The organism is Sphingobium sp. TomMM7A (assembly GCF_055397305.1).
In genome coordinates, this window is the sequence record NZ_AP027311.1 from 877,554 (window position 1) to 893,095 (window position 15,542).

The 15,542-nt window shown below is 61.2% G+C and carries 15 protein-coding genes, 2 tRNA genes and 1 pseudogene; 11 read left to right on the forward strand and 7 right to left on the reverse strand.

Going from position 1 to position 15,542, the window contains the following annotated elements:
* Positions 1–30: 30 nt before the first annotated feature.
* Both ACZ5ZH_RS04545 and ACZ5ZH_RS04550 read left to right on the forward strand, forming a co-directional pair.
* Positions 31–1,311: a hypothetical protein gene (locus ACZ5ZH_RS04545; RefSeq protein WP_464772306.1), complete on the forward strand. Its 1,281-nt coding sequence runs from the start codon at positions 31–33 to the stop codon at positions 1,309–1,311.
* 127 nt (positions 1,312–1,438) lie between these two features.
* Positions 1,439–2,692: a hypothetical protein gene (locus ACZ5ZH_RS04550; protein ID WP_464772595.1), complete on the forward strand. Its 1,254-nt coding sequence runs from the start codon at positions 1,439–1,441 to the stop codon at positions 2,690–2,692.
* An 80-nt stretch (positions 2,693–2,772) separates the two neighbouring features.
* Here the strand turns inward: ACZ5ZH_RS04550 and ACZ5ZH_RS04555 are convergent, their stop codons facing one another.
* Complete coding sequence (locus ACZ5ZH_RS04555) at positions 2,773–3,246, reverse strand: Lrp/AsnC family transcriptional regulator (RefSeq protein ID WP_449472300.1); 474 nt, start codon at positions 3,244–3,246, stop codon at positions 2,773–2,775.
* A gap of 200 nt (positions 3,247–3,446) precedes the next feature.
* Here ACZ5ZH_RS04555 and ACZ5ZH_RS04560 point away from each other — a divergent pair, with 200 nt between their 5' ends.
* The 6 genes from ACZ5ZH_RS04560 to ACZ5ZH_RS04585 all read left to right on the forward strand — a co-directional run bounded on the left by ACZ5ZH_RS04560 (position 3,447) and on the right by ACZ5ZH_RS04585 (position 7,789).
* Entirely contained in the window at positions 3,447–5,204 is a 1,758-nt protein-coding gene (locus tag ACZ5ZH_RS04560; protein ID WP_464772307.1) for a sensor histidine kinase, read from the forward strand.
* Positions 5,205–5,252: 48 nt separating this feature from the next.
* Positions 5,253–6,290 carry a polysaccharide deacetylase family protein gene (locus tag ACZ5ZH_RS04565; RefSeq protein WP_464772308.1) on the forward strand — a complete coding sequence of 346 codons (1,038 nt, stop codon included), beginning with the start codon at positions 5,253–5,255 and terminating at the stop codon, positions 6,288–6,290.
* Between the two features lie 25 nt (positions 6,291–6,315).
* Positions 6,316–6,391: transfer RNA gene (locus ACZ5ZH_RS04570), tRNA-Ile, on the forward strand.
* A gap of 17 nt (positions 6,392–6,408) precedes the next feature.
* Entirely contained in the window at positions 6,409–6,567 is a 159-nt protein-coding gene (locus tag ACZ5ZH_RS04575; protein WP_464772309.1) for a hypothetical protein, read from the forward strand.
* A gap of 46 nt (positions 6,568–6,613) precedes the next feature.
* Positions 6,614–6,690 (forward strand) — tRNA-Pro (locus ACZ5ZH_RS04580).
* Positions 6,691–7,003: 313 nt separating this feature from the next.
* On the forward strand, positions 7,004–7,789 hold the full coding sequence (locus ACZ5ZH_RS04585; protein WP_460988062.1) for a hypothetical protein: 786 nt from the start codon (positions 7,004–7,006) through the stop codon (positions 7,787–7,789).
* Between the two features lie 234 nt (positions 7,790–8,023).
* Here the strand turns inward: ACZ5ZH_RS04585 and ACZ5ZH_RS04590 are convergent, their stop codons facing one another.
* Together ACZ5ZH_RS04590 and ACZ5ZH_RS04595 are read right to left on the reverse strand one after the other, a co-directional pair.
* Positions 8,024–8,236, reverse strand: a complete 213-nt coding sequence (locus ACZ5ZH_RS04590) for a hypothetical protein (protein WP_066523849.1) — start codon at positions 8,234–8,236, stop codon at positions 8,024–8,026.
* Between the two features lie 155 nt (positions 8,237–8,391).
* Positions 8,392–9,765: a M28 family peptidase gene (locus ACZ5ZH_RS04595; protein WP_460988063.1), complete on the reverse strand. Its 1,374-nt coding sequence runs from the start codon at positions 9,763–9,765 to the stop codon at positions 8,392–8,394.
* Between the two features lie 102 nt (positions 9,766–9,867).
* Here ACZ5ZH_RS04595 and ettA point away from each other — a divergent pair, with 102 nt between their 5' ends.
* Positions 9,868–11,553, forward strand: a complete 1,686-nt coding sequence (ettA, locus tag ACZ5ZH_RS04600; protein ID WP_449472309.1) for an energy-dependent translational throttle protein EttA — start codon at positions 9,868–9,870, stop codon at positions 11,551–11,553.
* Positions 11,554–11,898: 345 nt separating this feature from the next.
* Here ettA and ACZ5ZH_RS04605 read toward each other — a convergent pair whose 3' ends face one another.
* The 3 genes from ACZ5ZH_RS04605 to ACZ5ZH_RS04615 are packed head-to-tail and all read right to left on the reverse strand — an operon-like array spanning position 11,899 to position 13,600.
* A complete protein-coding gene (locus ACZ5ZH_RS04605; protein ID WP_449472310.1) occupies positions 11,899–12,177 on the reverse strand; it encodes an acylphosphatase in 279 nt (92 codons plus the stop codon).
* Between the two features lie 2 nt (positions 12,178–12,179).
* The gene (locus tag ACZ5ZH_RS04610; protein WP_460988064.1) at positions 12,180–12,947 is read right to left on the reverse strand and encodes an NYN domain-containing protein; all 768 of its coding nucleotides are present in this window, start codon (positions 12,945–12,947) and stop codon (positions 12,180–12,182) included.
* Positions 12,947–13,600, reverse strand: a complete 654-nt coding sequence (locus ACZ5ZH_RS04615) for a carbonic anhydrase (RefSeq protein WP_464772310.1) — start codon at positions 13,598–13,600, stop codon at positions 12,947–12,949. The genes ACZ5ZH_RS04610 and ACZ5ZH_RS04615 overlap by 1 nt, the downstream gene beginning before the upstream one ends.
* Positions 13,601–13,644: 44 nt before the next feature.
* Here ACZ5ZH_RS04615 and lipA point away from each other — a divergent pair.
* Together lipA and ACZ5ZH_RS04625 are read left to right on the forward strand one after the other, a co-directional pair.
* Positions 13,645–14,602: pseudogene (gene lipA / locus ACZ5ZH_RS04620) on the forward strand (lipoyl synthase).
* 4 nt (positions 14,603–14,606) lie between these two features.
* Positions 14,607–15,077 (forward strand): type II toxin-antitoxin system RatA family toxin, encoded by a 471-nt coding sequence (locus ACZ5ZH_RS04625; protein WP_460988065.1) that lies wholly within the window; start codon positions 14,607–14,609, stop codon positions 15,075–15,077.
* On the opposite strand, the gene ACZ5ZH_RS04630 is transcribed toward ACZ5ZH_RS04625, so the two are convergent.
* On the reverse strand, positions 15,029–15,541 hold the full coding sequence (locus ACZ5ZH_RS04630; RefSeq protein ID WP_196226101.1) for a CinA family protein: 513 nt from the start codon (positions 15,539–15,541) through the stop codon (positions 15,029–15,031). The two genes, ACZ5ZH_RS04625 and ACZ5ZH_RS04630, sit on opposite strands and share 49 nt — an antisense overlap.
* Position 15,542 lies beyond the last annotated feature (1 nt).

The window sequence follows — 15,542 nt, forward strand, 5'->3', positions numbered from 1 at the left end:
GGCGCCTTCCCCCAAGGCGCAGAGGAGAAGATGATCATGCGTTTTGTATCCCCCGTGGCGCTCGCGCTGACGCTCGCGCTGGCTGGAGGCGCCATTTCCGCGCCCGCGATGGCGGCGAAGAAGGACGAGAAGAAGGGCGGCGCGCCCAAGCTCAACGTCTCTCCCGATGTGATAAAGGCACTGCAGGCGGCGCAGACGGCGGCGGCGAAGAATGACTTTGCCGCAGCCAAGGCGGCGCTGGCCGATGCGGACAGCAAGGCCAAGTCGAACGATGACAAATATCAGATTGGTGCCGTCAAGCTGAATGCGTCCATCGCCGCCAAGGACAGCGCGATGCAGAGCGAAGCGCTAACGCAGATGCTGGACAGCGGCCTCACCCCGGCGGACCAGGTTGGACAATTCAACGCGGTTGCCGCCGATCAGGCGATGCAGGCGAAGAATTATGATCTGGCGATCCAGCGGGCGCAGGCGGCGGCTCAGGCGGGCTACAAGCCTGAAGCGGTCAACGCGACGCTGGCGCAGGCCTATTTCGGGAAGGCAGGGACGGCCAATCCTTCCGCTGAACCTGCTCGCGGGCTCAATCAGAAGGGCCTTTCCGCCTTGAAGGCCGCCGCCGACGCCACCAAGGCGGCGGGCGGTCAGGTGCCAGCCCAATGGTATCAGATCGGCGTGAGCCGCGCGGCGGCATCGCGCCTGCCCGAAGTGACCGAATGGGCGACATTGGCTTATCAGGCGGCCCCCAACGGCGAGAATCTTCGCACGCTCATCCGCCTGTTCCAGCAATCCAACCCCAACATCACGGCACGCGAGAATCTGGATGTTCTCCGCTTGATGGCTGCATCGGGCGGCCTGGTGGTCGCGGGCGACTTCCTTGAATATGGTGAAATGGCGTCAAAGACCGGCATCTATGGCGAGGTAAAGTCGGCGATCGATCAGGGCCGCGCCAAGGGCGTGCTGAAGGGCACTGCAGGTGCGGACCTGTACCAGACCACAACGCCGAAGATTGCGGGCGACAAGGCATCGCTGGCTTCCGCGGAAGCTGATGCCCGCAAGGCTGCCACCGGCAAGATCGCGGCGGCCACGGCGGACGCCTACCTCGGCTATGGCGATTATGCCAAGGCGGCTGCGATGTTCGACCTCGCTAAGCAGAAGGGCGGCGTCGATGCGGACGAAGTGAATACGCGCATGGGCATCGCCAAGGCACTGGGCGGCGATGTCGCTTCGGCCAAGGCGGCGTTCCAGTCGGTTCAAGCCGGGACGCGCAAGAAGATCGCTGATCTCTGGCTTGCCTATCTCGCCACCAAGGCCTGATTTGAAACAGGGTGCGCCGGTCACGTGACGGGCGCACCTTCTTTCCTATCATCGACATAACAGGGACCTGCGCCAGATGGCGCATGATATAAAGGGGACGGCCGACATGATCGCGCTGCGACAATCCATGCTGAAATCAGGGCTTCTTGCGATCACCGCCGTCGCGGCTTTTGCAATGCCTGCGGCTGCGAAAAAGGCTTCGGCCAGCGGGCCGGTCATCGTCATGAGCGAAGGGTTTCGTGCAGCGGCTCAAGCAGCCGACAGCGCGATCAAGGCAGGCGACGTCAATACGGCGCAGGCGCAGATCAGCGGCTTGATGCCGACGAGCGATTATGAGGCCTATGCAGCGGCTGGGCTGCGGTTCGAGCTGGCCGTGCTCAAGCAGAATTTCCAGGCGCAACGGATCGCGTTGACGGACATGTTCAAGACTAATTCCGTGCCCAAGAAGGATGCGCCGCGATTGCGCTACGTCGCGGGCTATCTGTCCTATGTGGTTGGCAATTATGACGATGCGTTCGCGCAGCTCGATTATGCCAAGACGCTGGGTTATGACGGGATCGACGCGACGATGCTGCGCGCCGACATCTACCTCCGCAAGAACAAGGCCAAAGAAGCGCGCCCCTTCGTGCAAGATGCACTGGCCCGGCAGCGGGCGTCAGGACAGGCGATTCCTGCGGCCTGGTATGACCGGGCGATCTCGCTTGCCTATGCGGCCGGGGATTGGGCGGAGGTTGGTTCGCTCTATCGCGAGCGGCTGACCCATTATGGTTCGGCCGGGGAATGGCGGTCGGCGCTTGCCAACTATCTGACGGCGCCGGGCACCGACGCGCAGCCGCAGTTGGACCTGTATCGCTTGCAGGCGGCGAACGGCGCGATGGCGAGTGAACGGGACTATCAGGCCTATGCGCAGCTTGCTGAAAAGGCGGGCAATTATGCTGAAACGAAAGCCATCATCGAAGCGGGGCGTTCGGCGGGCAAGCTGACGCAAGCACAGGCCGCGACCGCCAGCCTGATGAAGAGCGTGACGCCAAAGGCCGCCAAAGAAATCGCGGCGCTGCCCGCTGCGGCGAAGAAGGCCGCAGGCGCGAAGGATGGGTCGGCGGCGTTGGCGGTGGCCGACAGCTATTTCTCGCTCAGCCAGTTCCCGCAAGCGGTCGAGATGTACCGGTTGGCCCTGTCGAAGGGTGGGGTTGATCAGGGGAAGGCCAATGCGCGGCTCGGCATAGCTCTCGCGCGTTCGGGCGATCTTGCGGGGGCCAAGGCGGCGCTTGCTCAGGTGACGGGTAATTGGGCCAACGTCGCTGGATTCTGGAGCGTTTGGGTTGATCAGCAGAGCCGCAAGACAGCGTTTCAGCCGGTGGCGGCTCCGCCTGCGAGCTAAATGATTGATCCAAGGGCCAGCGCGCGACGCAGAAGCGCTGCTGGCCTAGTGGCGGCGAGCGATCGCCGCCATTTTGCTGGTCAAAGGGGCAGGGGGACGCCCGGCAGGTTCTTTGCCATGCGGATGGTGAGCGAGGTCTTGACGCTCACCACATTTGGCGCGGGCGTGAGTTTTGAGGTGAGAAACTGCTGGAAGCTCTGGAGGTCCTTCGCCACGACCTTCAGGATGAAATCGATCTCACCATTGAGCATGTAGCATTCGCGCACCTCGGGTAGGGTCGCGACATGATCCTCAAAGGCTTTCAGGTCGGCTTCCGCCTGACTCTTCAGGCTGACCATCGCGAAGACGGTGATGGTGTAGCCCAGCATGGCCGGGTTGACGACGGCGTGATAGGAATTGATCGCGCCACTTTCCTCAAGCGCGCGGACGCGGCGCAGGCAGGGCGGCGCGGTCAATCCGACCTTTCGAGCCAGTTCCACATTGGTCATCCGGCCGTCCTGTTGCAGCTCGCCCAGGATGTGCAGATCGATGTCGTCGATATTCGGGCCAGCCATTCGCCTGATTATTTCCTTTCTCATTTCGTGCCCAACATCATAATAATATTTCAGGGCAATGCAATTGTCCCACTATGCGACGATCCGAAATCGCCACGTCCGCCCCCTTTCCCTAACCGGCGGGAAGGCTTATTCCTGCGGCATGATTTCCTTCCACGATGAAGTTCTGCACATCGCCGGAAGTCCTCAAGGGGAATAGAGTGCGCTTCAACGATCTGATGCAGACGGTTCTGGCCGCAGAGAATAGGAGCGGCCTGGGCGCGGTGACGCTGTGGCGTCAGTGCGTCGACCTGCTCGCGCAGAATGATCGCGCGGATCGCGACACTTTGCCGGATGGGGAACGTGCCGCGCTGCTTGATCGGCTCGCGGCGCTACAATCCCAATTGTCGGAAACGCAGCGGATCGCCACGGTGGTCGAACTGGGCGGCCGCCTTCGTTCGCCCGCGCTGGTGGAGTTTTTCGCCAATGATCGTCCGGCGATCGCGGCGGCGGCGATGTCGCGCGCGCGGCTGCCGGATGACGCGTGGATCGCCCTGCTGCCTCGCCTTACCCCGACCGCGCGCGGTGTGCTGCGCGGGCGGCGCGATCTGGGCGCCGGGACGCAGCAGGCGCTGGAAGCGTTCGGCGCGGCCGACCTTGTACTGACGAGCGACTTGACGGTGGAACCCGGCGAGCAGCCGGACGACATGCTGTTGACGCCCGCGATGATGGCGCCTGCCGAGCAGTTCCCTCCATCGGCGGACGTAGAGGAAGCGCCGGTCGAGGAGCCTGCCGATGAAGCGGCGGATGACGTCCCGGTGGGCGATGATCAGATCCGGAACCTTGTGGACCGGATCGAACGCTTTACCAGTGCGCGGCGGGTGCCCGACGTGGTCGTTCCGCGGGCTGACACTGAGCAGGCGGAGGTCGTCAACGCCTTTGCGTTCGAGACTGACGCCACGGGCATGATCATCTGGGTCGATCAGGGGCCCCGCGCCGCGCTGATCGGGCTGTCGCTGGGTGAGGTGGCTGTTGTTGGCGCGAGCGGGCCGGACGGCAGCGTCGCGGGCGCTTTCATCCGGCGCAGCGGGTTTCAGAATGGGCGCTATACCGTCGTGGGCGGCGCGATGGCGGGGGAATGGCGCCTGTCCGCGACGCCATTCTTTGATCCAAGATCAGGCCGATTTCAGGGCTATCGCGGTCAGGCGCGTCGCCCCTATCTGCATGAAGTCGCCGCCCCGCCACAGGCCGAGCCTGTGTCTGTTGCAGGGCTTTCGGCGGACTCGCTGCGCCAGTTGGTGCATGAACTGCGCACGCCACTGAACGCCATATTGGGCTTTGCCGACATCATCGAGCAGGAACTGTTCGGGCCGAGTGGGCCGGAATATCGCGAGATGGCGGGAAAGATCGCGCTGGATGCTCGGCATTTGCTGGCGGCGTTCGATGACCTTGATCTTGCCGCCCGCGTATCGCGGGGCGAAGGGGCGGAGGCGCCGAGCGCCGTCGATCCGGCGCTGTTGATCGCGCAGGTTTCCGCCCGGTTCCGCGAGCAGGGCGAAGGCAATGGCGCGCAGATCGACATCAATCTGGCACGGGCACTGCCGATGGTGCGGATCGATCCGGTGCAGGGTGAACGCATGGTGCAGCATCTGATGCGGACGGTCGTTTCCGTCGCAGCGCCGGGCGAAGCACTGAGCGGGGCCTGCTGGTTCCAGCCGGATGGCGGGCATGGCTGCGTGATGCTGGCGGTCGACAGACCCGCGAGCCTGGACGGGATGGAGGATGAGCGCCTGCTTGATCCGGGCTATACCGCCGATGGCGACTGGGCCGACGGGCCGCTGCTGGGCCTTGGCTTTTCACTGCGGCTGATCCGGAGCCTGGCGGCAGGATGCGGCGGCGCGTTGCAGATAGAAGCTGACCGATTCCTGCTTTCGATGCCCGCCATAACATCGGCGGAGGACGCGGCAGGGAGCCTCTGATCCCTGCGCGAAACCCTATCGCAACCATTGAGGGGTAGGGGAAAGGGCATGAACGCTTCGCCCCATGACGGCTGTCTGCTGCGCGCTCCGATGCCGGACGACATGATCACGCTATCCCCCGATTTCGGAACGCGGTTCATGCTGTTCGTCGATACCGAGGAGGAGTTTGACTGGAACGCGCCATTCAGCCGTGACGGTCATGCGGTGACCGCGCTGGCCGGGATGGCGCGTGGCCAAGCCTATTTTCAGGCGGCCGGGGTGAAGCCGATTTACGTCGCCGATTATCCGGTGATCGATAGCGATGCTGCCGCGGGCATGATGGCGCAATGGGTCGCGGACGGGGCGGCCGATGTGGGCGCTCACCTGCATCCCTGGGTCAATCCGCCGCATGTGGAGGAGGTGACGGAAGCGAACAGCTATGCCGGTTTCCTTCCCGAAGCGTTGGAACGGGCCAAGTTGGAAACGCTGTGTCAGCGCATTGCCGAGCGTTTCGGAAAACGCCCTGTCGCCTATCGCGCGGGGCGTTATGGCGTGGGTCATAATAGCGCGCGATTGTTGGAGCAGGCAGGATTTCGTCTGGATAGCTCTGTGCGAAGCCGGTTTGACTATAGCGGCCAGCATGGTCCCGATTTTCGCGGCTTGCCGATCAATCCCTATTGGGCCGGGCCGGAACGATCGCTTGTGGAACTGCCGCTTTCGACCGCCTTCACCGGGCTGCTGCGGCGTGGGGGCGAGCGGCTTTATGAGAATTTGCGGAATGTCAGCCCCCTGGCATCGGGATTGGCGAGAACGGGGATGTTCAGCCGCATTCCCTTGACGCCGGAAGGCGTGCCGGTGCGTGACGCGATAAGGGCGATCGACGCCCTGATCGAAGAAGGCGCGGCAGTGCTGAGCTTCAGTTTTCATTCGCCGACACTGGAGCCGGGCCACACGCCCTATGTTCGCGATACGGCAGATCAGGCGGCCTTTTACAGGTGGTGGGACACGGTTCTGGATCACCTTGCGCGGCGTAATATCGGGACCGCGTCGCTGGATCAATTATTGGCAGCAGTGCCGGTGCCGAGACAGGCTTGCCAAGCGGCGTGATGCTGCTTATCCGGTCGGGCAGGTGGGGCCTGTAGCTCAACGGTTAGAGCTGGCCGCTCATAACGGCTAGGTTGCGGGTTCGAGTCCTGCCGGGCCCACCAATATCTCCTTTCCCGCTATGCAGATCCGAACGGGGCCGGAACATCGGCACCCACTCATCCATTTCAGCCTTGGGGCAGACGGATGGAGGCGAATGATCATGGGCAAGGGCATATTGCTGTGGCTGATCGGCATTCCGATACCGGTAATCATCATATTGTGGCTGCTGTTCCGGTGATGGCCGATTGACGGGACGCGTTATTCGCCGCTAAGGCGCCTTACGTCGGGGAGTAGCGCAGCCTGGTAGCGCATCTGCTTTGGGAGCAGAGGGTCGCAGGTTCGAATCCTGTCTCCCCGACCATTTTCATGAAATGAACATTTTCAACGGATTGCCTGTATCTTGGCCACTTGAGGACCAAGTTTATCGGGCGGTTTTGCATGGCGGTGCGCTTGCATTTTACTGCACCTCGGGCGGAGCGCTCGACTCTGCCCTTCTTCAAGCTCTACTCAGTCTCCGGACGGGAACTTCAAGACCGATCTATGAGGCGCACGATTTCGCAGGGGTTCGCTGGCCAGCCCGAGCGCACAACAGATGGTACTTAGCAGGGGGCTTTCTAATGACAATTCCACAGGGAGTTAGGTTCAGTCTCAACTACGGCTCCAGAGGCGAGCCTGTGGAAGACAGTGAGCGGATGCGGAGGCGCATCAACCGCTTGTTCACGGTCGGAGAATTTGACGACGTCGTTACAGCGGACCTCATAGAGCTGGGGGTGGGAGTTGCTGTGCCGCGATGGCCGAGTGGGAGCGCGAAATGGGAAGTATTTTTCCAATCATGTGCGCTGAAAGATTTTCTGGATGTCATAACCGTGGTGGCGCGGGGGGCTAAGGGCCGTTCTCAGTCCAAATTACAGAGCTGGGTTGGTGCAGTTGGTATGATCTTTCAGGAAGAGAACGTCCGATACCGAGTTGATGATCTGGGTGGGGTTCATTTCGCAATCGATGGTGAGTTCGTCCATAATCAGGCGTGTGCAATTGCGGCGCTACAGGGGCCGAAATACGGAGCAGCGCGAGCACATTTTGAGGCGGGGCAGCGAGCGCTAGATCAGACACCTCCTCAAACTCGCGAAGCGATCCGCCAGACATTTGAATGCGTGGAAACGGTTTTCAAGCTGATGTTTCCGGTCGCCCAGTTAGGCGTCACTGAGGTCACCAAAAAGCTAAAGCCGCTTCTTCAAGAAGGGCTGGGAGGGACCGAGCGCGAGGTGGCGCTTCGGCTAGCTGAGAATTTCATTCAATGGATTATCGGGGCGCACCCATATCGCCATGGGCAGGCGGTCGAAGAGCCAGACAACCCCGGACTCAGCACAGCCGTCCTGAGCGTGAGCTTGGGATCAACCTATGTGCGTTGGTTGGCCGAACTGCATACGGGAGCCTCTGGCAATCCTAGAAAACTCCCCTAGCCTCCCTTGGTGTTCCCTCAACTTCTCTTTGTCACACCGCGAGGAACAACGGCCCGCTCATCGGCGTTCTTGCGTTTCACCCCGAACATCTTACGAAGCTTCGCCTGCGCGCACGAGTGGCACCATTTGGGACCCAGGGGACAGCGACGAGTATACGTCGCTCAAATAGCGCACATAGAAAAAGGGCGGACCGTTAGACGGCCCGCCCTCTTAAAAATCTTGCTGACGCGAAGATTATTCGGCGTTTGCAGCGTTCGAAGCAGCGTTCGCGGCGTTGTCAGCAGCGTTAGCGGCATTCGCAGCGTTGTCGGCTGCGTTAGCAGCGTTCTCAACAACGTTTTCGACGACAGCGTTCGAAGCGTTCGCGGTCTCGTTGGCCGGCTTCTCACCGCAAGCGGCGAGGGCCATCAGGCCGGCCGAAGCGAAAACAACAGCGATCTTCTTCATTGTGTACGGCTCCCATAGCATATTGCCGCGTCGGCATATTCGTAACACGCCCGACGCGAGCGACCCGCATTAACGTGTGCGCTGCACAAATCAATGCTTTTCTGCGTCGGTGAAGCGACGGAATCACGCGACGGAGTGTTGTCTACTACAGAAGTTCACTTAACCGCTAGTGATTCTGCCGCGTCGGCGATTGCAAAAAGCGTAACGGCCCAAGCGCTGACATTTTGTTGCAATTGGGCGCGGTTGACCTTGTCTAACGTGTCGTCGGCGGTGTGGTGAATGTCGAAATAGCGGGTGCCGTCCTGCTGCAAATCAATGACGGGGACACCTGCCTTGACCAGCGGTTCGATGTCCGATCCGCCGCCTGCCGCCAGACGACTGGGCGCGACCCCGAGCGGGGAGAGGGCGCTGGCAATTCGATCCGAAAGTGCTTCATGTCCTGCGGGTAGTTTGAAATCGACGCGCCAGACCCGGTCGGCGCCGAAGTCCGACTCCATGACCACGGCGTGCCATTCTCCGCCATGTGCCGTGAAATAGGCGCGGCCGCCGTCGCCGCCCACTTCCTCTGCCCCCGCCATCAATATGCGGATGGTTCGACGGAGCGGGCCAGCCTTTGCGGCATGAAGCGCAGCGGCGGTGATGATCCCGCACCCAGAAGCGTCGTCTATCGCTCCGGTGCCCTGATCCCAGCTGTCGATATGACAGGCGGCAAGGATGATCCCGGCCGTCGGGTCCGTGCCCGGCAGTTCGGCAATGACATTGCCCGACGGCTGGTCCTTCAACATTTTTGATGTGAGGGTGAGGCGCAGGCGAACCGGCTGCCCTCTGGAGAGGATGCGCGTCAGTTGGTCTGCGTCCACGGTGCTGAGCGCGGCTGCGGGGATCGGCTTCACGCCATCGGCCCACATCTGAATGCCGCTGTGGGGCAGGCGGTGGCTGTCCGTGCCGATCGACCGTATCAGGATGGCAGCTGCACCCTTTTTCGATGCAATGCTTGGCCCCTGCCGACGTGTGGTGCCGAAATGGCTGTAGGAACTGCCATCCTGCGTTGCCGCCATGGCGTGGCTGACGAAGGCGATCTTGCCTTTCAGACTGCCGTCGGGTGCTGCTTGCAGGGCTGAAAGGGTGGGGAAATATATGACTTCGCCTTCGATGCCATTGGCAGACGTGGACGCGCTATTTCCCAGCGCCGCCAGCGCCAGATTCTGCGGGAAGGGGGAGAGGATGCGCGCATCGTCATGGCCGCGGACCCAGACTGGCATTTTATAGGGTTCGGATCGCACATTGGAGAAGCCGAGCGCCTTTAGCTTCGTCACGGCCCACTCGCGGGCGCGTGCTTCCTGAGGCGTTCCGGCTGGGCGGGGGCCGACTTCCGTCGTCAGCCCTTCGATGAAGTCCCAGGCTATGTTGTCCTGCAACGCCGCCTCTCGAATCGCCGTCGTATCCGCAGGCGCGGCGGCGAGGAGAAGGGGGGAGGCGATGCTGCCGAGAAGGAGCGCGGCGAAGGTGCCCGATCGGATTTTCTGCATGAGTGAAGGCTTAGCCAGCCATCCCGCATTTGCCAATGGCGCCGGGCTTCGCTAACTCCGGCGCGATTTTACCTCATTCGTCCTTCGGAGCGTCTTCAAGCCATGTCCGCCTCCTCACAATACGCCTTCGTCATGAAGAACATGACCAAGACCTTCCCCGGCGCGCCAAAGCCGGTGCTGAACGGTATCAACCTGCAATTTTATCGCGGTGCCAAGATCGGCATCGTCGGTCCCAACGGCGTCGGTAAATCGACGTTGATCAAGATCATGGCGGGCATCGACACGGATTATAGCGGTGAGGCATGGCCGGGTGAGAACATCACCGTGGGGTATCTGGCGCAGGAGCCGCAGCTCGACCCCGCCAAGAATGTGCTTGAGAATGTGAAGGACGGCGCGCGGGAAGTCGCGGACAAGCTCGACCGGTTCAACGAGATCAGCATGATCATGGCCGATCCGCCGGAAGACGCCGATTTCGACGCTCTGATGGCCGAGATGGGCGAGTTGCAGGAGCAGATCGACGCAGTCGATGGCTGGACGCTCGACAATCAGCTTGAGATTGCGATGGAGGCCCTGCGCTGCCCGCCGTCGGACTGGTCGGTGGAAAGCCTGTCGGGCGGTGAAAAGCGCCGTATCGCGCTGACCCGCCTGCTGATCCAGAAGCCGGATATCCTGCTGCTGGACGAACCGACCAACCACCTCGACGCGGAGAGCGTGGAGTGGCTGGAAAACCACCTCAAGGAATATGCGGGTGCGGTGCTGATGATCACCCACGATCGCTACTTCCTCGACAATGTCGTGGGTTGGATTCTGGAGCTCGATCGCGGGAAATACTTCCCGTACGAAGGCAATTATTCGACCTATCTCGAAAAGAAGTCGAAGCGTCTGGAGCAGGAATCGCGCGAGGAATCGGGCCGCCAGAAGGCGATCAAGGACGAGCTGGAGTGGATCCGGCAGGGTCCCAAGGGGCGCCAGACCAAGTCCAAAGCGCGTATCGCCAAGTTCGAACAGCTGGTCGCAAGCCAGGAAAGCCGTACCCCCGGCAAGGCGCAGATCGTTATCCAGGTGCCCGAACGACTGGGTGGCAAGGTCATCGAGGCGAAGAATATCTCGAAAGCCTATGGCGACAAGCTGCTGTTCGAGGACCTGTCCTTCACTCTGCCGCCCGGCGGCATCGTTGGCGTGATCGGGCCGAACGGTGCGGGTAAGTCCACGCTGTTCCGCATCCTCACTGGCCAGGAGACGCCGGATTTGGGTGAGGTCGACATCGGTTCGACCGTCCGTCTGGGCTATGTCGACCAAAGCCGTGATCATCTGGACCCGTCAAAGAACGTCTGGGAAGAAGTGTCTGACGGCCTCGATTATGTGAAGGTCAATGGCCACGACATGTCGACGCGGGCCTATGTCGGCGCCTTCAACTTCAAGGGGCAGGACCAACAGAAAAATGTCGGCAAGCTGTCTGGCGGTGAACGCAATCGCGTGCATATGGCCAAGATGCTGAAGAAGGGCGGCAACGTGCTGCTGCTCGACGAACCGACCAACGACCTTGACGTCGAAACGCTGGCTGCGCTGGAAGAGGCGATTGAAAACTTCGCGGGCTGCGCCGTGGTGATCAGCCACGATCGCTTCTTCCTCGATCGCCTTGCCACGCACATTCTTGCCTTCGAAGGCAACAGCCATGTCGAGTGGTTCGAGGGCAACTTCGAAATGTATGAAGAGGACAAGCGGCGGAGGCTGGGTGATGCCGCCGACCGGCCGACGAGCCTGGCTTACAAGAAACTCACGCGCTGATGGAAATTTGTGCGGCGCGTTGGGTGAGGATGATTGCAATTACAGCAACGATATCTTCGCCCTTCGCACTTGCACAATGACGGTGTGAACCACATATCAGAGAGGCCTTTCAGGCATCCTCTCCTAAAACTTTCAGGCCGACCCGATTGGGTCGGCCATTTTTTTGGTCGAGGGGCGAGTGAATGGCTCCTTGAATTTGTTTGGGTCACTCAATCGGTTCACATTTGGAAAGCGAGGCCAGCTCACCTGAGCGTTTGTTGCAGACAGCCGAAAGGGTCGCGCTTTAAAAGGAAGTAGAGCCCTTCGACAAGCTCAGGGCGAACGGTTTGAGAGGATAGATTGGCCCTAACAGGTCGGCTTCTTTTCGAAAGACCTCAAGCCTTCGACAGGCATGTCGGCCGCTTCGACGCGCGACACTTGAGCCGCTGGCGGGCCTTCAGCCGCCAAGGCCGTGAACCGTTCTACGGCTTCATTGGCGCCTTCGATCACCGCTTCAACGCTGCCGTCCAGCCGATTGCGGACCCATCCGGCCAAGCCCAACCCGGTGGCCGTCTGTTTTGCCCAGTTGCGGTAAAACACCCCCTGCACCCGACCAAGGATCATGAGATGCCGGGCGACGACCATCGTCAGTGAACCCGTTTGATCCAGGTCTGGCCGTCTGCCCGCGTTTCCGTGATGAAATTGGGAATCGCCTGCACCAGATCCGACAGACGCTTGAAACCGTAATTGCGCACATCGAAGCTGGATCGGTTGCCGACGCGTTGCCCGACTGGTCCCAGCGCGGCGAAGCCTTTCTCATCGCGCTTGGCCGCATCATAGGCTTCTATCAGGAGGCGGATGACTTCATCATCCACCTTCTTGTATTCATTCCTGGCTGGCGCGGCGGCTTTGGTCGAGACGTCGAGCGGCGTCGGTTCCGGCATCGCTTCGGACGCCGATGCCGTCAGAGAGCGGGCTAGCGCGGCTACGTCGATGAAGCGGGTGCAGGCCCGGCGGAAGCCCTCGGGAGTCTTGTCCGAACCGAAGCCATAGACGTCGATCCCTTCCTGACGGATACGCGTCACCAACGGCGTGAAATCGCTGTCGCTCGACATGAGGCCGAAGCCCGTGACCCGGCCGCCCGCCATCAGGTCCATGGCGTCGATCGTCATCTTCATATCGGTCGCATTCTTCCCCTTGGTAAGGTCGAATTGCTGCTGCGTTTCGATGGCCTGGGTCACGGCCTGCCGCGCCCAGCCCTTGAGCGAAGGCTTGCTCCAATTGCCATAGGCGCGGCGGATGTTGACCGTCCCGAGCTCAGCCAGAACGGTCAAAACAGGGTCGAAATGGTCGGCGGAGGCGTTGTCGGCGTCGATCAACAGGGCGACATTGCCGCTGGGGATCGCCGAGGGCATCAGGCCGATTCCAGCGCCGCCGGATGGAATTCTCCGGTCGTTTCATCCAACAGATGAAGCTGCCCGTCTGCAATCGCGAAGAATGCGCCGACCAACTTCAATTCGCCATTGCGTTCCTTGGTGCGGACGCAGGGGAAGGTACGCAGGTTTGCAAGGCTGACCTTCACCCCTTCCTGCTCCATGGCGCGATGCGCGTCGCGGCCGTGATCATCGCCGAAGCGTTGGACGACCTTTTCCCGCGCGCCATCAAGCATGTCGATCCAGTTATGGATGAAGCCGCCTTCTCCGGGAGGGGCGTCCTTCAGTTCCTGGCTGAGCGCCGCCTTGCAGCCGCCGCACTTGCCATGGCCCATGACGACGATCTCGCCAACCTTGAGCACCTGAACAGCAAACTCCAGCGCCGCCGAAACGCCGTGATGGCCCGGATTGGTTTCAAAGGGAGGCACGAGCGCCGCCACATTGCGGACCACGAATATCTCGCCGGGGCTGGTGTCGAAGATCTGCGCAGGATCGACTCGGCTGTCGGAGCAGGCGATGACCATGACGCGAGGGCTCTGCCCTTCGCTCAATTCATCCCATCGGCCACGTTGTTGAGTCCAGCCGGTGTTGCGGAAGCGGCGATAGCCTTCGAGCATGTCGGAAAAGTCGGTCATGCCCAAGTCTCTGCCCAACAATCTGGGGGCTGGCAAGAGTGGGCATGCATCGCTATTTGATGGCGCATGACAGACACCGCTCCGCTACCTGTGCAAGCCACTCCGCAACGTGCGCGCAAGCCCGATTGGATCAGGGTGAAGGCGCCGACGAGTCCGGGCTATAACGAAACCCGGAAGCTGATGCGGGAAAAGGGGCTGGCCACGGTCTGCGAAGAAGCGGCTTGCCCGAATATCGGGGAATGCTGGACCAAAAAGCATGCGACCGTGATGATCCTGGGCGACGTGTGCACGCGGGCCTGCGCCTTCTGCAACGTCAAGACCGGCATGCCGCGCAAGGTTGATCCGAACGAGCCGCAGAACCTGGCCGACGCCTGCGCGGAAATGGGGCTGGAGCATATTGTCATCACCTCCGTCGATCGCGATGATCTGCCCGATGGCGGCGCTTCGCAGTTCGTGAAGGTGATCGAAGCGTTGCGGCGGACGACTCCGGACACGACGATCGAGATTTTGACCCCGGATTTCCGGAACAAGCATGAACGCGCAGTCGAGATGATCGTGGCTGCGCGGCCGGACGTCTATAATCATAACCTTGAGACAGTGCCCCGTCTGTATCCGACGATTCGCCCCGGTGCCCGCTACTATGCGTCGCTGCGGTTGCTGGAGACAGTGAAGAAGCTGGACCCGTCGATCTTCACCAAGTCGGGGATCATGCTCGGTCTGGGTGAAGAGCGTCTGGAGGTCCATCAGGTGATGGACGACATGCGTTCGGCCGACATCGATTTCCTGACCATGGGACAATATCTGCAACCTACGCCAAAGCATGCCAAGGTGATGGAGTTCGTGACTCCCGCGGCGTTCAATGCCTATGCAGGGATCGCGCGTGCCAAGGGATTTTTGCAGGTCGCATCGAGCCCGCTGACCCGTTCCAGCTATCATGCGGGTAAGGATTTCGCCGAGATGCGGGCGGCGCGTGAGGCTCAGTTGGCACGGGCAGCGCGCTGAAAACATGCCGAAGCATCACGAAACAAGGCCACTTCCCTACACGCCTGACCAGATGTTCGACCTTGTTTCGAATGTGGCGTCCTATCCTGAATTCCTGCCGTGGATCAGCGCGATACGCGTTCGTCAGGACAGTGATTCGGAGATGGTCGCTGACATGATCGTCGGCTTCAAAGGCATCAAGGAAAGCTTTACGTCGCGCGTGCACAAGCACCGGCCTGATTTCGTGCGCGTGGACTATCTGGAAGGCCCGCTCAAGCACCTGCACAACCAGTGGCGGTTCCGCGATGACGGGAAGGGTGGCGTCCTTGTCGATTTCGAGGTCGAATTTGAGTTCAAGAATCGGCTGTTCGAGATGATCGCCGGGCAAATGTTCGACAAGGCCCTGCGCAAGATGATCGGGGCGTTCGAAACGCGAGCGGCTGAACTTTACGGCGACTCAGGCAGCAGAAGCTCAAGCGCGCAAAGCGCCGCCTGAAGACGTACACCGCCCCGGCCGCTATCCTCAAAATGGCGCATGTCAGCGACGACCTTGTCCGGGTTGCCGCCCCGTTCGGCGCGGGCGAAAACGACGGTGCCCACCGGCTTTTGCTCTGATCCGCCGCCGGGGCCAGCGATGCCCGTAATGGCAACGGCGACATTGGCGTGGCTTTTGGTGAGAGCGCCCTGCGCCATTGCCCAAGCGGTGGCGATGGAAACGGCCCCGAAGGTTTCCAGCACATCCTGAGAAACCTTCAGCAGCTCATTCTTCATGTCATTGGAATAGGTGATGAATCCCGCTTCAAAGACCTCCGAAGACCCGGCGATTTCGGTGAGAGCAGCGGACACAAGGCCGCCGGTGCAGCTTTCCGCAACAGCGATGGTGCGGCCAGCGCGGCGATTGGCGATGATGACTCGCTCGGCGAGGTCAACCAACGGGGCGGGGAGGATGCGATCTGGCATG